The sequence below is a fragment of the Micromonospora sp. BL4 genome (assembly GCF_003667505.1).
Classification (GTDB): Bacteria; Actinomycetota; Actinomycetes; order Mycobacteriales; family Micromonosporaceae; genus Micromonospora.
Genome location: NZ_RCVJ01000070.1, coordinates 19,544 through 34,071, shown reverse-complemented (window position 1 = coordinate 34,071; position 14,528 = coordinate 19,544). Strand labels below are relative to the sequence as shown.

The 14,528-nt window shown below is 71.5% G+C and carries 14 protein-coding genes and 1 tRNA gene; 7 read left to right on the top strand and 8 right to left on the bottom strand.

What is annotated here, in order from left to right; all coding sequences use genetic code 11:
• Positions 1 to 81: 81 nt before the first annotated feature.
• Positions 82 to 570, top strand: a complete 489-nt coding sequence (locus tag EAD89_RS05090) for a MarR family winged helix-turn-helix transcriptional regulator (protein ID WP_199723419.1) — start codon at positions 82 to 84, stop codon at positions 568 to 570.
• Positions 571 to 592: 22 nt separating this feature from the next.
• On the opposite strand, the gene EAD89_RS05085 is transcribed toward EAD89_RS05090, so the two are convergent.
• The gene (locus tag EAD89_RS05085) at positions 593 to 1,606 is read right to left on the bottom strand and encodes a TrkA family potassium uptake protein (RefSeq protein WP_121674918.1); all 1,014 of its coding nucleotides are present in this window, start codon (positions 1,604 to 1,606) and stop codon (positions 593 to 595) included.
• Between the two features lie 205 nt (positions 1,607 to 1,811).
• Here EAD89_RS05085 and EAD89_RS31220 point away from each other — a divergent pair, with 205 nt between their 5' ends.
• The 4 genes from EAD89_RS31220 to EAD89_RS05070 all read left to right on the top strand — a co-directional run bounded on the left by EAD89_RS31220 (position 1,812) and on the right by EAD89_RS05070 (position 4,280).
• A complete protein-coding gene (locus EAD89_RS31220; protein ID WP_255421256.1) occupies positions 1,812 to 1,946 on the top strand; it encodes a hypothetical protein in 135 nt (44 codons plus the stop codon).
• A gap of 113 nt (positions 1,947 to 2,059) precedes the next feature.
• Positions 2,060 to 2,557 carry a helix-turn-helix domain-containing protein gene (locus EAD89_RS31335; protein ID WP_121674948.1) on the top strand — a complete coding sequence of 166 codons (498 nt, stop codon included), beginning with the start codon at positions 2,060 to 2,062 and terminating at the stop codon, positions 2,555 to 2,557.
• 136 nt (positions 2,558 to 2,693) lie between these two features.
• Positions 2,694 to 3,293 (top strand): ClpP family protease, encoded by a 600-nt coding sequence (locus EAD89_RS05075; protein ID WP_121654735.1) that lies wholly within the window; start codon positions 2,694 to 2,696, stop codon positions 3,291 to 3,293.
• Positions 3,294 to 3,521: 228 nt separating this feature from the next.
• The gene (locus tag EAD89_RS05070; protein ID WP_121674917.1) at positions 3,522 to 4,280 is read left to right on the top strand and encodes a hypothetical protein; all 759 of its coding nucleotides are present in this window, start codon (positions 3,522 to 3,524) and stop codon (positions 4,278 to 4,280) included.
• A 76-nt stretch (positions 4,281 to 4,356) separates the two neighbouring features.
• Here the strand turns inward: EAD89_RS05070 and EAD89_RS05065 are convergent, their stop codons facing one another.
• A complete protein-coding gene (locus EAD89_RS05065) occupies positions 4,357 to 4,842 on the bottom strand; it encodes a hypothetical protein (protein WP_199733415.1) in 486 nt (161 codons plus the stop codon).
• A gap of 437 nt (positions 4,843 to 5,279) precedes the next feature.
• Between EAD89_RS05065 and EAD89_RS05060 the strand changes: the two genes are divergently transcribed.
• Entirely contained in the window at positions 5,280 to 6,473 is a 1,194-nt protein-coding gene (locus EAD89_RS05060; protein WP_147458759.1) for a DUF11 domain-containing protein, read from the top strand.
• A 229-nt stretch (positions 6,474 to 6,702) separates the two neighbouring features.
• Here EAD89_RS05060 and EAD89_RS05055 read toward each other — a convergent pair whose 3' ends face one another.
• Complete coding sequence (locus tag EAD89_RS05055) at positions 6,703 to 7,167, bottom strand: hypothetical protein (RefSeq protein WP_121654731.1); 465 nt, start codon at positions 7,165 to 7,167, stop codon at positions 6,703 to 6,705.
• Positions 7,168 to 7,234: 67 nt separating this feature from the next.
• Positions 7,235 to 7,307: transfer RNA gene (locus EAD89_RS05050), tRNA-Arg, on the bottom strand.
• Between the two features lie 306 nt (positions 7,308 to 7,613).
• Here EAD89_RS05050 and EAD89_RS05045 point away from each other — a divergent pair.
• Positions 7,614 to 8,843: a serine protease gene (locus tag EAD89_RS05045; protein ID WP_121674915.1), complete on the top strand. Its 1,230-nt coding sequence runs from the start codon at positions 7,614 to 7,616 to the stop codon at positions 8,841 to 8,843.
• Between the two features lie 65 nt (positions 8,844 to 8,908).
• Here the strand turns inward: EAD89_RS05045 and EAD89_RS05040 are convergent, their stop codons facing one another.
• Genes EAD89_RS05040 through EAD89_RS05025 form a run of 4 tightly spaced genes read right to left on the bottom strand, consistent with a single transcriptional unit; the run spans position 8,909 to position 14,443 of the window.
• Positions 8,909 to 10,054: an alanine racemase gene (locus tag EAD89_RS05040; protein WP_121674914.1), complete on the bottom strand. Its 1,146-nt coding sequence runs from the start codon at positions 10,052 to 10,054 to the stop codon at positions 8,909 to 8,911.
• Positions 10,051 to 11,649 (bottom strand): IucA/IucC family siderophore biosynthesis protein, encoded by a 1,599-nt coding sequence (locus EAD89_RS05035; RefSeq protein ID WP_121674913.1) that lies wholly within the window; start codon positions 11,647 to 11,649, stop codon positions 10,051 to 10,053. Before EAD89_RS05035 ends, EAD89_RS05040 begins: the two co-directional genes overlap by 4 nt.
• A complete protein-coding gene (locus EAD89_RS05030; RefSeq protein WP_121654727.1) occupies positions 11,646 to 13,277 on the bottom strand; it encodes an IucA/IucC family protein in 1,632 nt (543 codons plus the stop codon). The genes EAD89_RS05035 and EAD89_RS05030 overlap by 4 nt, the downstream gene beginning before the upstream one ends.
• A complete protein-coding gene (locus EAD89_RS05025; protein ID WP_121674912.1) occupies positions 13,274 to 14,443 on the bottom strand; it encodes an acetyl-CoA carboxylase biotin carboxylase subunit family protein in 1,170 nt (389 codons plus the stop codon). Before EAD89_RS05025 ends, EAD89_RS05030 begins: the two co-directional genes overlap by 4 nt.
• Positions 14,444 to 14,528: the final 85 nt, after the last annotated feature.

Here is a 14,528-nt window from a genome sequence, read left to right as displayed (position 1 = left end):
ATTTCCCTTCCGGAGATCGTCTATGCAGCACCAACTATTTATAGCAGGCCGATGTTCCCCGGGCTCGGTAGACTGGGTCACATGTCCGCCGCGCCGCTCGACTCCTCGGAGCACCGCTCAGGCCCGCTGCTGGACCATCTGGCCCGGCGCATGCGGCTGCGGTCCGAGTCGGTGCTGACGCCGCTCGGCCTGCGGCCCCGGCATCTGGTCGCGCTCACCGTGTTGCGGGACGGCGGCGGCACCAGCCAACAGGCGCTCGCCAGCACCCTGTCCATGGACGGCACCAACATCGTCGGGCTGCTCAACGACCTTGAGTCGATGCAGCTGATCGAGCGGCGGCGCTCGCCCGAGGATCGCCGCCGGCATGTCGTCGAACTGACCGATGACGGGGCAAAACGCCTCAACGAGGCCGAGTGCGCCCTCGCCACCGCCGAGAACGAGGTGTTGGGGGCACTGGAACCCGACGCACGGGAGACGCTCTACCAACTGCTCCGGCGGGCTGCCAGCGGGACGACGATCGCCTGCGAAGCGGTGATCCTGGAGGACACGTCGCCCGCCGACAACCGCTGACGCCGCTGCTGCGACGGGCGGCTCAGACCGCCGAGGTCGACTGGGGGCGGTCGTCGCGGACGTGCACCAGCATGTCGCCGGTCTCGATCACCGCGCCGGCCCGGTCGGCCAGGGTGACCACCTTGCCTCGCCGCACCAGGGCGATGACCAGGGATTCCAGCTCACGGGGCGAACGACCCACCTCGTCCCGCTCCGCCGAACGCATCGCCAGCGCCATGCCCTGACCCGGGGTGAGCAGGTCCTCCACCACGTCGATGAGCGGCGGCGCCGAGGTGGAGAGACCGAGCAGGCGACCCGCGGTGGCCGAGGAGACGATCACGTGGTGCGCGCCGCTCTGCTTGAGCAGCGGGGCGTTCTCCGCCTCCCGGGCGGCCGCGATGATGCGGACCTGACCGGCGGTGAGCTGCCGTACGGTCAGCGCGACAAGCACCGACGCGTCATCACTGTCGGTCGCGATGATCACGGCCTTCGCGTTCCGTACGTGCGCCTCGTTGAGCACCGACGACCGGGTCGCCGAGCCCTCGATGGCGACCAGCCCGGCCGAGGTGGCCTGCCGCAGGGCGGCGGTGCTGCGCTCCACCACCACGATCCTCGACCGGTCCAGGCCGTTCTCCATCAGGGCGGAGACCGCGCTGCGGCCCTTGGTGCCGTAGCCGCAGATGATGACGTGGTCCTTCACGGTTCTCCTCCACCGCGACAGGCGACGGCCGGTCCGGTACTGCTCGGTCAGGACTTCCAGGGTGGTGCCGACCAGGATGATCAGGAAGAGCACCCGGGCGGGCGTGACGAAGAGGACGTTGACCAGCCGGGCCGACTGCGCGGCCGGGGTGATGTCGCCGTAGCCGGTGGTGGAGAGCGAGACGACCGCGTAGTAGAAGCAGTCGAGCAGCGTCAGGCCGTCCTCGTTGACGTCGCGGTAGCCGTCCCGGTCCAGGTAGACCGCGCTGACCACGGCCAGGACCAGGCCCAGGGCGGCGGCCAGCCGTAGGCTCAGCGCGCTCAGCGGGCCCCGGCGCTGCGCAGGGAAATGGATCACCGTCGGACCTGCTCCGCCACCGTCGCCTGCACGCCCACAACATAGCCGGTACGGCGCAACCACCGGCCCGGGGTGGCCGACCGGGCAACCGATCACGGCACCGGGCCCGACTACCGGGCGACAGCGACGAACCGTCGACCCGAACACCACGGTCGACGGGCACCCGGCGCGGTTCGGCGGGCAGGGTGGCAACGAGTCGCTGACCGTGTACGACGTCGACGGGGCGACCGTGGCGATCGACGACCACGCGCTGCTGCCCGCTGGCGGCACCCGGGCCCTGTTCGGGGCGGTCACGCTCGTGCCCGAACCGGCCGAATGGCACACCCACCTGCGCCGATGAGGCTGCGGGCCCGCGCCGGCGACTCGGCGCGGGCCCGTACCGGGCGGCCAGCACGGCCGGCAACAGGCATGATGGGGGTGTCCCCGGCCGACGACCGCGAGAGTGAGGCCCGCATGTCGTTGCTGCGACGAGTGATCGGCGGAGTGCTGCGCCGCCACCGTCAGCGTCAGGGCCGCACGCTGCGCGAGGTGGCCCAGTCGGCCGGCGTGTCCGTGCCGTACCTGTCGGAGGTCGAGCGGGGCCGCAAGGAGGCCTCCTCGGAGGTGCTCGCGGCGATCTGCCGGGCGCTCGGCATCAGCCTCTCCGACCTGCTCGGTGAGGCCCGCGACGACATGCGCCGCGTCGAGCCCCGCCTGCCGGTCACACCGCGGGCGATGCTGACCCGACTCGAGCGGGTCGAGGTGGCCCGCCACGACACCGGCAACGCCACCCTGCTGGTGGGCCCACGCACCGGCGGGCTGGTCCTGCACCGGGAGCCGACCGAGAGCGGGTCGGTCCTGCACGTCGGCACGATGGCCACCGCCGGTGGCTCGCGCCCCGGTCCGCGTACCGCCGCTCCGTCCGGTGGTTCACGCGCCCGGCTGGGCGCGCGGGCACTGACCGCCGCGTAGGTCGCGCCGGTTCTGCCGTCGGCGGATCTGCCGCCGGCAGAATCCCTGGGCCAGCCACCGTCGCCGCACGCACGCTGGAGGGGCCGGTTCACCGGGCGGTCCCGCCGCCCGCCGGCGCGGCGGAGGGCGGCTACGAATGATCGAGAATGGCGTGCGGATGCTGGACGGCGGGCAGCCGTCCTTCGGTGACCAGGTGTTCGAGCGGCTGCTGCGGGAGCGGATCGTCTTCCTCGGCACCGAGGTGACCGAGGAATCGGCCAACCAGATCTGCGCCCAGATCCTGCTGCTCGCCGCCGAGGACGCCGAGCGGGACATCTACCTCTACATCAACTCGCCGGGCGGCTCGGTGAGCGCCGGGATGGCGGTCTACGACACGATGCGCTACGTCCGCAACGACGTGGCCACGCTGGCGCTGGGGTTCGCCGGTTCGATGGGGCAGTTCCTGCTCTGCGCTGGCGCGGCCGGCAAGCGGTACGCGCTGCCGCACTCGCGGATCATGATGCACCAGCCGTCCGGCGGGATGGGCGGCACCGCCTCGGACATCACCATCCAGGCGGAGAACATGCTGCACGTGAAGCGGACCATGCAGGAGCTGATCGCACAGCACAGTGGACGGACCCTGGCCGAGATCCAGCGGGACTGGGACCGGGACCGCTGGTTCACCGCCGAACAGGCCCTGGAGTACGGCCTGATCGATCACGTGCTCGCCCGGGCCGAGCAGCTACCCACGGACTGACCCGTGCCAGTGCCGGACGCGGCCCCCTCGATCCGCGTCCGACCAGGCACGTACGGGCCCGAGTAGTGCCGGCCCCGATACGTCGGAGCCTATTCCCACCGGTGGGAATAGGCTGGCTGGCGAGGCGTAGCGCATTTCCACGGTTTCTCGTTACACAGACAGACGTGAATCGCGGCGGGGTTGATGCCCGGGCGAATAGGCCAGCGGCTGTCCGTTAGGGTCACGTCTATGCGTCGACTGATCCCAACCCTTTCGATCGCCCTCTTCGCCGCCCTCGTGGCGGGCTGCGGCACCGACTCCGGCGGCGACTCCGCCGCACCCCCAGCCGCCGCGTCCAAGGCCGACCCGGTCACCACCATCCGGCAGGCCATGGATCGCAGCCTCGGCGGCACCGTCACCATGGACGCCTCGGTGAAGGCCGGCACCCAATCGATCACCCTCAGCGGAAAGATGGATCCCGCCTCCCGGGCGGTCCAGGTGACCGGCAACGCTCCGGAGCCGATGGAGGCCCGCCTGATCGGCGACGCCGCCTACATCAAGTCGGACTCGCTCGAGGGCGAGAAGCCGTGGATGAAGATCGACCTCACCAAGCTCCGGCCGACCAGCACGCTGCGCCAGTCCTTCGACATCAAGGCGCAGACCGGCCTCATCGGCGGCGTCGTGTCCGCGCAGGAGGTGGGCGGCGGCCGTTACACCGGTACCGCCGACCTGGGCAAGGCGGCCGAGGCCGCCAGCACCGATGGCGGCATGCGCGAGGGCCTGGAGTCGTCGGCGAAGCTGGCGAAGGACCCGAAGGCGATCCCGTTCGAAGCGACCGTCGACGCCGACGGCCGTCTCACCGCGCTGTCCTACACGATCGCCACGAAGACCGTGGGCGATCTGGTCACCGACATGCGCATGAGCGGCTTCGGCGAGAAGGTCTCGGTGAGCGCGCCGCCCGCCAACGAGACCGAGGCGGCCTCCGCGGAGATGTACAAGTTCCTCTGACCCTGGTGGAAAGCGGTGCCCTCCGGATGATCCGGAGGGCACCGACCGTTTCCGGCGGGGAACACCATCGCCGCGATCAGTTGTCGCGATCGGTTGTGTGCGCGACCGGCGGCCGGGAGCGCTTTGCCGTCGTGGTCGCGAGGACCCCACACACGGCCGTGACCAGTCCGAGGGCCCCCGCGGCCTGGTTGACGTACCCCGGCACGGACGATGTGATGTACGTGCCGCCACGGCCGAGGTGGCATTCGAAACGGAGCGGCAGGTAGCTGACTCCGTACCCGGTGACCTGACTCGCCAACTGCGGCCCGCCTTCCCGACACGGTTGGATCGGGGAGGACCCGGCTCCACCGTCCTCCGCCTGCAGCACCGCGACGCCGAGGTGGAGAAGTCCCCACGTGTACACGGCGATGGTGCCGGCACCGGCGAGGAGCGCCGCCACCCGCAGCCATCCGGCCCGGGAACGCCCTGCTCTCCGGAACGCCGCGACGAACCCGCGAACGGCGAGGACCACCGCGGTGGCGGCCCCGGCCAGCGCGGCGAGAAGCAACACGAGAAACAACATGGCGACGTCCTTGGTTTCGCGGGGCCGCCGCGCCGAGCGGGCGGCGCGTGCTCGGTCCGGTCAGGCGAGCGTGCTCCGTACCCAATCACCCGCTGACGGCCCTGTTCAAGACCGCACGCCTGCCAGTTGTGGGTTGGCGTCACATCCATCGAAGAGCATGCACATGAAGGTTGTCGGCCCGGTCGTTGGGCATTCGACTTCTGCGGTGTCCACACTCCTTCGTGGACATGCCATCACCGTCGATCAGTGGCCTCCCCCAAGCGGTGTAACGAGGCTTGATCTTGCAGCGCTCAGCAGACGGACAACAGGAATTTGTTGTCCCGGCCGGGTCTGTCGGCCCGGAGTCATCCCTCCGACGGAAGGATCCGATGTCTGCAACCTCTGGACACCGCCTCGTCCGGCTCAGTGCGCTCGCGGGGAGTTCACTGGCAGTGACCATGGCGGGTCTACTCGGCGCGGCCCCCGCCAGCGCGGCACCTGCCCGGGCCGACCTGGTTGTCACCGCGAGCCTCGACTCCACCGAGGTTCCTGACACCGGCGGCTCGTCCGCCCTGACGGTTGGCCTCCACAACGCCGGCACCAGGGCCAGCGAGGACGTCACCCTGGCTCTGTCCCTGCCCAACGGCACCTGGTTCACCGACGGTTTCTCGGTCCCACCCAGCTGGCGGTGCACCTTCCAGGCCCCTGCCACCTGCACCCACGCGCCGCTCGCGGCTGGTGCGACGGCAGAGCCGCTGCGCATCCCGTTCGGCGTGGACGCCGGCACGGTCGGCAACGAGATCGTGGTAAGCGCGACCGCCACCGGCGGTCGCGAGTCGTCCACCGCCAACAACACCGGGCAGGCCAGCCTGCGCTACATCCCCGGCACCGTGGACGTCGGGTTCGTGAGCGAGTCGAGCGACCACGAGTTGATCGATGGTGAGGTGTTCGGCCTCAGCTCGTACGTGTCGAACAGCGGGACCTCCCCCTCCGGCGACCTGACCGTCACCGTGCCGCTGCCCACCGGCGCCGTTCGGTACAGCGAGAGCAACGAGGGCTGGGCCTGTGACTACGGCGATGACCTCGCCGGAGGTCAGCCGGGCTGGCGCTGCACCCACGGGCCGCTGCGCCCGGGCGAGAACAGCGCCGGACTCGACATCGCGGCCACCATCTCGGGCGCGAACCCCGGCGACGTGCTCGACCTGACCGCCACCCTGTCGACCAGCTCGACCGAGACGACCCTGGACAACAACACCCTGCGCACCCGGGTGACCGTCCTCCAGCCGGCGACCGTACGGGGCGTCGTCTGGGTCGACAGCGACCGGGACAACGTCCGGGACGCCGGCGAGCCCGGTGCACCCCCCGGCGAACAGGGCATCTACCAGATCGTGGTGGGCGGCCAGGGCTTCGGTGCGGTGGCCACCGTGAACCCGGACGGCACGTACACCGCCCAGGTGCGGCCGGGCACCTACCGGACCGAGTTCTACGTACGCGACCCGTACAGCTTCATCACCTCGCCCGATTCCGACCTGGTCTACTACCTGAACGAGACCGGCGGCTCCAACAGGTACGGCCACAGCGACTGGGTCACGCTCACCAGCGGCGAAGAGGCGGTCATCGACGCCGGCGTCGTGTCCAAGTACCTGGGATGACCAACTAACGGTGACAGCGAGGGCTCGGTGGCGTCGGGCGGCCATGCCGTCGCCACCGGGCCCTCCGGCACGCGAGTTGAGTCGCTGACTCGCACGGCGTCCTGGTGGCAGCAAGTCGTCTCGGGCACGCCAATGCCAGCATGACGACCCCGCCACTGCGCCCGCGGGCCGCTGACCTGTTGATGCCAGGCAGCCGCCATCGAAGACACCTACACCCTGTCCTGGCCGGTCAGGTCCACAGATCGCCGTAGAAGTCCTCGTCATCGTCGGCTGGCGGCAGCGGCGTCCGCCACCACAGCTCGATGAGGAACTCCTCGGTGTCGGCCTGCCTCCGATGGACCCGGACGCCGTAGACGCCGACTCCCTGCGGAAGCGCGATCACCGCCGCCCCTCCGGCGGCGATCAACTCGACGACCAACTCTCCGGTAGGGCAGTGCAGCTCAAGCTGTCGACATCCGTCCCAGAAGCCTCTGTCCGGCGCGGGCTCGCTGGCCCAGACCCGTAGCTCAAGACCGATCTCGGGCGGATACGAGGAGGCTGGGACGCTGATCTGGTACGTGGACCCGCCGGCTACCTGGCCCTGCGCGTCTCGGCGCGACTCGTTGTCGTCGCCGGCATCGCACCACACATCCCGCAGCAGGAAGAAGCCATAGGAGATGCTCAGGGCGGCGCAGTGGACGGCGAGGGGCTTCATGCCTCCAGAGGCTGGCACCACGGTCCGACAATTCCATGGTCAGCTGGCATTTCGCTGATCTTCGAAGTGCCCCCGGCAGGATTCGAACCTGCGACACACGGTTTAGGAAACCGATGCTCTATCCCCTGAGCTACGAGGGCGCGAGCGCCCAGTTTAGCGACCTGCCCGTCGACCCGCGTTGGCAGGGAGCCACCCGCTTCGACCTGCGTTGACCCGGTCGGCGGGGCCTGGCGACGGCCACCCGCGCGCCGGCGGCAGCACAACCCGACGACCCCACCGACGGGAACGCGGTCGAAAACGACGCGCTTCAGCCTGATCCGCCCCGTGGGACGAGCCGACGTGGGCCTCGTAGATCAATATAAGATAGATAGATTTGCATGTCTTGTTGGCTTCGGGTATGAAGTCTGCAAGCACGTCTGGGTGCTGGTTCCTGGGGAGGAGCGACGATGAAACATGCCCTGCGCCGCCTACGAACGGTGGCGGTCGCGCTCAGCGCCGGCACCCTCGGGTTGAGTCTGCTGTCGGTACCGGCCGCCGAGGCGTACTCGGTTCAACCTCTCGCACCGCACTCCGAGCGGGCACCCGAATCCGAGCAGTTCTCGGCCGAGGGCGTCACCACGGTCGGTGAACTCCGGACCATCAACGGCTCGCTGTCCTACGCCCAGGACGGCGGGACGCAGATCATCCGCCACCCCGGCGCATCGTACGTCAAGGTGCACTTCAGCTCACTGCGCCTGGCGCACGGCGACTACGTGACGGTGTCGAGCCCCGACAGGCGGGAGAGCTACCGGTACGACCGCTACCTGAACCGGGCGACCGGCGCGGACTACACCACCGACGGGCAACCGGGCTTCTGGGCGATGTCGGTGGAGGGCGACACCGCGGTGGTGACGCTGCACAGCACCCGCGCCTCCCGCAGCAGCGCCGCGACCATCGACCGGTTCTGGCGCGGCTACGACCGCGCGGAGATCGCGCAGCACAACTTCACCACGCAGTCGGTCTGCAGCACCGACGCCCGTCGCGACGTGGTCTGCTACCAGACCAGCCACCCCAACGAGTACGCCCGGGGCAGAGCGGTGGCGCGGCTGCTGATCAGCGGCGGTGGGTTGTGCACCACCTGGCGGGTCGGCAACACCAACCGCATGCTGACGAACAAGCACTGCTTCTCAACCCAGTCCGCGGTCAGCGGCAGCGAGATGCAGTTCAACTACCAGTGCGCGACCTGTGGCGGCTCGAACCCCGGCGCCGGCACCAAGGTCAGCGGCGCCACCCTCTACAAGGTGAGCAGCGGCGGCTCCAACCAACTGGACTACACCCTCTACTCGGTGAACAACTTCGCCAACATCCAGACGTACGGCACGCTGTACCTGGCGACGACCGCCACCACCACCGGCACGCGGATGTACGTTCCGGGGCACGGCGACGGCAGCCCGAAGCGGCTGTCGATCTACGAGGACACCCAGAACGGCGCGAACTGCACCGTACGGAACGCGAACTACAACACCTGGAACATCAGCTACAGCTGTGACACCTCTGGCGGCAACTCGGGCTCGCCGGTGTTGAACGCCAGCCACCGCGTGATCGCCCTGCACCACCTCGGTGGTTGCCCGTCGAACCAGGGCGCGAAGGCACACCTCATCTACAACGAGATCGCCAGTTTGATCGACAACGGCTGACCACGGCTGACGACGTCGGGCCGTCGGGGCGCTGATGCGCTCCGACGGCCCACCGGCGTCCAGGGTCACGACCGCAACGGTCGGGCCGCCCAGTCGGCGGCCACCTGATCCGGGTCACCGGTGCGGAACAGCGGCGGCTCGTGCAGCAGGAAGTCGCGGTGACTGATGTTCCAGGCGTACGCCCCGGCCATGGCGAAGGCCACCACGTCGCCCACGCCGATCGTCCCCGCGGTGGCCGAGCGGGACAACACGTCCTTCGGGGTGCAGAGCTGGCCGACCACGGTGACCGGCCCGCCGTCGGTGCGCGGGCCGTCGGCATCCGGCCGCCGGTGCACGCTGAACGGCTGCGGGTGGCCCTTCGCGGCAGGTGTACGCAGGTGATGGGTGCCGCCGGCCACCACCGCGAACCACTCGCCGTAGGAGCGCTTCACGTCGATGACCTCGGTGAGGTACGCCCCGCAGTAGGCGGTGACCGACCGACCCGGCTCGATGCGCACCCGCAGGCCGGGATACTCGTCGAGGAGGCCCGCCAGGGCCGGGCCGTAGCTCACCCAGTCGAATCGCGACGCCGGGTCGGTGTAGTCGACGGCCATGCCTCCCCCGACATCGACCTCGGTGGCACCGACCTCGGCGACGGACCAGCGGACCACGGCGGCGGCGACCGCGCCGGCGAGCGGGGCGTCCAGTCCGCTGGCCAGGTGGGCGTGGATTCCGCGCACCTCGACGCCGGCGGGCGGCCGGCGGGCACACTCCACCGCGTCGGCCGGATCCATGCCGAACGGGCTGGGCCCGCCGCCCATCACCAGGCTCGCGCCCGGCGCGTCCACCGGCAGGTTCACCCGCAACAGCACCTGGGCCGACCGGCCCGAGGCGACCGCCAGCGCACCGAGACGCCGCAGCTCGGCCGGCGACTCGACGTGGACGCGGTGCACCCCGGCGGCGAGGGCTGCGGCGAGGTCCTCGTCGGTCTTGCCGGGCCCGGCGTACGCGGCAGGCGCCCGGCCGGGCAGCACCTCGGCCAGCCTCCGCAGCTCGCCACGGCTGGCGGCCTCGAATCCGTCGACGACCGGCGCGAGCGTCCGCAGCACGCCCGGGTCCGGGTTGGCCTTGACCGCGTAGAGCAGCTCGACCCCCTGCGGCAGCGCGGCCCGGACGGACCGGGCGTGCGCGGCCAGCCCGTCGAGGTCGTGGACGTAGACCGGTCGGGTCATCGTGGCCCGCCCAGCGGATTCGCCACCGGCACGAACGGGGCGGCACGGTCGGCGTCGCGCCGCCACCGGACCAGCAGGTTCGCCTTGGCCACCAGCGGTTCCCCGTTCAACAGCGCCCGCAGTTCCGACGGATCGCCGAGATCGGCCGCCACCGCTTCGACGACCGCGCGCAGCTCCTGCCACAGCCGCGCTTCGATCCCCGGTCGCGCGTCGGCGAGCGCGCCGCAGACGCCGCCCAGATGGTTGACGAACAGGCAGTAGACGATCCGGCGGCGGGCGTCCCGTGGACCGTAGCCGACCTGCGGCGGGACGCCGTCCGGCCAGGTGGCCCACCGGTCGGTGTCCAGCTTCACCCCCTCCAGGTCCCGCAGCAGCATCCGCACCGGGCGGCGATCCCGGTCGAGGACCACGACCACGTTCTGCAGGTGTGCCTCGTGCACGACGCCGTGGCTGAGCCAACAGCGCAGCACCGCCGGCACCAGCAACCCGATGTACGCGCGCCACCAGGCGACCGGATCCGGCACGGCCAGTGGCGTGGCGGCCAGCGCCGCGGCCAGCAGCGGGGTGTCCCCGGGTCGCAGGTGCGGACGCAGGCCGGTGCGCAGGATCGTCCCGTACGCCTCGTCCGCGCCCGGGAGGCCGACGGTGCGGTAGGCGGGCTCGGCGAGCAGCCCGACGCCGGCCGGCATCGGCACCCGAGCCAGCAGCCCGGTCAGCGCGACCGCGCCGGTGAGTTCGTACCGTGCGTTCTTGCGCAGGCAGTTGGTGATCCGCACATGCAGGCTGGTCTTGAGGAACAGGTCGGCGTCGGGGGCGTAGAGGGTGCGGACGCTCGCTGTCGGCCGTACGGGGACACCGGCCGCACCGAGGTGGCGAAGCCGCGGGTCCGCCGGCGGGATCAGCGACAGCTGCCAGGGGTGCACGGGCAGCACCCGGTGCCCGGCCGGGGGCCGCGGCGGGTCGAGGGCGGTGATCAGCGGGTCGAACGGTCCGGCGTTGGTGACGAGGTCGTCCGGTACGGCGAGCCAGTGCAGCCGGAAGGCGGTACGCAGCTCCGGCGCGTAGGCCCGCCAGCTGTCCGGAGCACCGCTGCGCCACTTCGGCGCGGGATGGTGGGGATGGCCGAAGACCAGCGACTGTTCGGATTCGACGTACGCGTCGATGGCCGCCTCGCCGGTGGGGGTGGGATCCTGCGCCGGGCGCTCGGCGAGCAGCCGGGCCACGGTGTCCCGGCTGGCCCGGACCTGCCCGAGGAACTCGTCGTTCACCTGGCCGGTACGGGCGGTCAGTTCCGCCGCGACCAGGCCCGCCAGGCCGGCCGCGTCCAGGTCCTCCCACCGGCCGGCGGCAGTCCTGCGCTGCACCGGGCCGGCGTAGCGGTGCGCGCCGAGCGAAGAGGTTCGCGCGACGGCGCAGCGGAGTGTCACGTCGAGGTGCCGCAGCAGCAGACGGGCGGTTCCGTCGACCACCGTGGCGTCGCCGTCGGGCAGAGCGATCTCGCGCAGCAGGCAGCCGAAGACGCTGTGGGCGGCGGCCAGGTCGGCGAGTCGGCCGGTGTCGACGCCCGGCCGGGAGCGCAGCTGTGCGCTCGTCATCGTGTCTCCCGGAGGTAGTTCGGGCCGGTGCGCCGGTAGTACTTGTTCACGTCGGAGCAGCCGAGCCGCTGCTTGGGCAGCAGGGTGCCGGCGGTGAGCATCGCCTTGATGGGTAGGTGAGCGGCCCGCAGGACCCGCTCGGTGAAGGATCGCGCCGCCGGCCCGTCGCCCCAACGGTCCCGGGCCGCAGCCAGCCGGGGCGCGAGCGCGGCGGCCGGTGACGGCACCGGCAGGCCTCGGTCGGCCAGGGCGATCAGGGGCGCCGCCGCGGCCAGGTGCAGGGTGATGGTGATGAACACGTCGGCCAGCTCCTGCGGGTCGCGCGCCCACATCCGCTCGTCCCGCAGCTCGAGCCCCACCGCGCCGCCCTGCCGGACGTCCAGTCGGGCGCCGTCGTTGTCCTTGTAGAGCAGGCCGACCGTCCCGTCGGGGTGCACCAGCAGGTGGATGTTCTGCGGGTGCGCCTCCAGGGCGATCCCGTGCCGTAGCCAGAGACAGACGTGCCAGTCGAGCAGGAGATCCAGGTAGGACTCCAGCAGCGCCTCGGGCCGCCCGGGGCTGACCCGTTCGAGGACGGTGCCCGCGACCGGGTCGGGTGCGGCGAGGGCGGCAACCGGCACCACCCGCACCCCGGCCAGATCGCGGGGGAATCGGCGCAGCAGGAAACCGCGGCGTTCGTCGCCGTCGACGTACGCGTAGGTGCTCTCGTCGGCATGGCGGATCCGGCCGACGAAGGCCGGTTCCGCGGTGGCGATCCGGTCGAGCAGCCCGGCGACCGTCGCACCGTCGGCCAGCGAGCCCGGGTGCAGCGTGCGCCGGTTGCGGGCCCCGAGGCTCGCGGTCGGCAGCGGCACCTTCAGGTGCAGGTACGGGTCGTGGTCGAGCGCGACGGTCCGCATGGAGAGGGTGGGTCGCGCGGAGATCATCGGCAGGTCCACCACCGGTAGCGCGTCGCGTGCCGCGGTCAGCGGATGCGCCGGCATCAACAGCTGATCCGGACGCGGCGCCCGCGGCCACCACGCGGGAAGGTCACCGGCGAGGGTCACCGCCTCGGCGGCCGCCGCGTACCAGCGCAGCGCGAAGCGTGGCGCGTGCTCGGGTGCGTACCGCAGAAGGTCGTCGTCGTCGAGCCCGTGCCGGCACCGGTCGGTGGGGTAGACCGGGTGGCCCTGGTGCGCGGCGAGCACGTCGTCCAGCAGCGCGGCCGGCATGCCGGTGGGGGTGCTCGCGCGCTCGGCGGCCACGGCCGCGAGCACGCGGGGCCGGGCACGGGTGGCGAGCCGCCGGGCCCGCAGGTCGGCGCGGCACTCGGCGGCGAAGTCCCGCCAGCCGGCCTCGGCCTCGACATCGCCGTCGGGAGCGAGCACCGTCAGCAGACCGTCCAGTGTGTCCGCCATCGTCACGAGGGTGTCGCGGTCGGAGACGACGTGCACCACCGGCGCGGCGCTGCGCAGGGCCTGCTGAAAGCCGTCCGCGCGAACCGGAATCCGCAGCAGCCCGGCGGTGTGCGGGACCTCCCACCAGCCGGGAGCTGCCAGCCTGCCTCGGCTGAGCAGACCGAGGTGGTCCTCGCGCAGCAGGGCGTCGAGCACCCGGAGGAACACCTCCCGCTCGCAGTCGTCGCTCACTCGACAATCGTCCACTGGAGGTCACGCCGGAAGACGGCCAGCGACCTCCGTACGGTGTCCTGGTCGGGGCCGATCCCGTGCAGCGCGGCGAGGTAGTCGCGGTTGGTGCCGGTGTGGGCGGCGGTGCCGCCCACCTCGCGTAGGGGTCGGCAGCTCAGCCGGACGCCGTCGTGGGTGGTGTCCAGCCGGCCGGGCGCGGCGGCGAGCCGGCCCGTCCGGTCCGCGCAGACGTACTCGACCCGGGCGTGCCGGTCGATGGTGGCGGGTAGGTCGAGGGCGGCCAGCGGCTCACCGAGGTGCAGCCGGATCACGTACTCGAACAGCGGCACGCCGAGCAGCTCCGCGAGGATCAGATCCATCCGGTCACCGATGAGGCGGTAGTTGACCTCGATCAGGCGGACCCGTCCGTCCTGCACGACGTACTCGGTGTGGCAGGCGCCGAAGCCGACCCCGAGCGCGTCGAGTCGCGCCCGTAGCTGGGTGCGGGTCGACTCCGCCGGGGGCGACCAGTCGAGGCTCTCCTCGGTGAAGGTCGGCGGCGGCCCGAGGTGGGTGCGCCACCCGCCGAGGTCGGCCAGCGCCGTACCGTCGCCGAGGGTGTCGTAGGTCCGCAGCTCTCCGGCGAGGTACTCCTCGACGATCAGGGCGACGTCCGGCCGCCGGCCGCGGATCTCGGCGACCCGGGCGGCCAGCTCCCGGTGGTCGGCCACGAGGTAGGCGTCCTCGCTGGCCACGCCCTCGCGGGGCTTGACCACCGCCGGGAACAGCTCGTCCGGGACCGTGGGTGGGGCACCGGGGTCGATGGTGGCCGAGCGGACGAGGTCGAGCCCGGCGGCCTCGATCGCCCGGCGGGCCGCGGCCTTGTCCTTGCAGAGACGTGCCGCGTCGGGGTCCTTGCCCGCAAGACCGAGTTTGCGGGCGGCGAGGGCGGTCACCTCCTGAAGGTGGTCGCTGTTGGACAGCAGCGCCACCGGCCGGTCGGGTGCTGTCGCCGCGACCACCGCCGCCGCGTCCCGGATCGCGCACCGCGCCACCGGCGCATCGCCCGGCCAGTCCGCGGGTCGATCGGTCAGCACGGTGACCGGCAGCCCGAGCGAGGCCGCCGCCGGGAGGAACCCCTCCAGGACCGCGTCGGTGGGGTTGAGCGCGGTGAGGTAGAGCCGCATACCGCCTCCGTCGACCGGGACTATCGTCGCGATTAGGATAGCCTACCCTTATTGTGCGGGTATGCGCGGTCTGCGTAGTTCGGTG

Excerpts from the sequence above, each read along its gene's own strand:
- EAD89_RS05035 (WP_121674913.1), bottom strand. The coding sequence starts at position 11,649 with ATGACGAGCGCACAGCTGCGCTCCCGGCCGGGCGTCGACACCGGCCGA.
- EAD89_RS05060 (WP_147458759.1), top strand. The coding sequence starts at position 5,280 with ATGGCGGGTCTACTCGGCGCGGCCCCCGCCAGCGCGGCACCTGCCCGG.
- EAD89_RS05040 (WP_121674914.1), bottom strand. The coding sequence starts at position 10,054 with ATGACCCGACCGGTCTACGTCCACGACCTCGACGGGCTGGCCGCGCAC.
- EAD89_RS05025 (WP_121674912.1), bottom strand. The coding sequence starts at position 14,443 with ATGCGGCTCTACCTCACCGCGCTCAACCCCACCGACGCGGTCCTGGAG.
- EAD89_RS31335 (WP_121674948.1), top strand. The coding sequence starts at position 2,060 with ATGTCGTTGCTGCGACGAGTGATCGGCGGAGTGCTGCGCCGCCACCGT.
- EAD89_RS05070 (WP_121674917.1), top strand. The coding sequence starts at position 3,522 with ATGCGTCGACTGATCCCAACCCTTTCGATCGCCCTCTTCGCCGCCCTC.
- EAD89_RS05055 (WP_121654731.1), bottom strand. The coding sequence starts at position 7,167 with ATGAAGCCCCTCGCCGTCCACTGCGCCGCCCTGAGCATCTCCTATGGC.
- EAD89_RS05075 (WP_121654735.1), top strand. The coding sequence starts at position 2,694 with ATGATCGAGAATGGCGTGCGGATGCTGGACGGCGGGCAGCCGTCCTTC.
- EAD89_RS05065 (WP_199733415.1), bottom strand. The coding sequence starts at position 4,842 with ATGTTGTTTCTCGTGTTGCTTCTCGCCGCGCTGGCCGGGGCCGCCACC.
- EAD89_RS05045 (WP_121674915.1), top strand. The coding sequence starts at position 7,614 with ATGAAACATGCCCTGCGCCGCCTACGAACGGTGGCGGTCGCGCTCAGC.
- EAD89_RS05090 (WP_199723419.1), top strand. The coding sequence starts at position 82 with ATGTCCGCCGCGCCGCTCGACTCCTCGGAGCACCGCTCAGGCCCGCTG.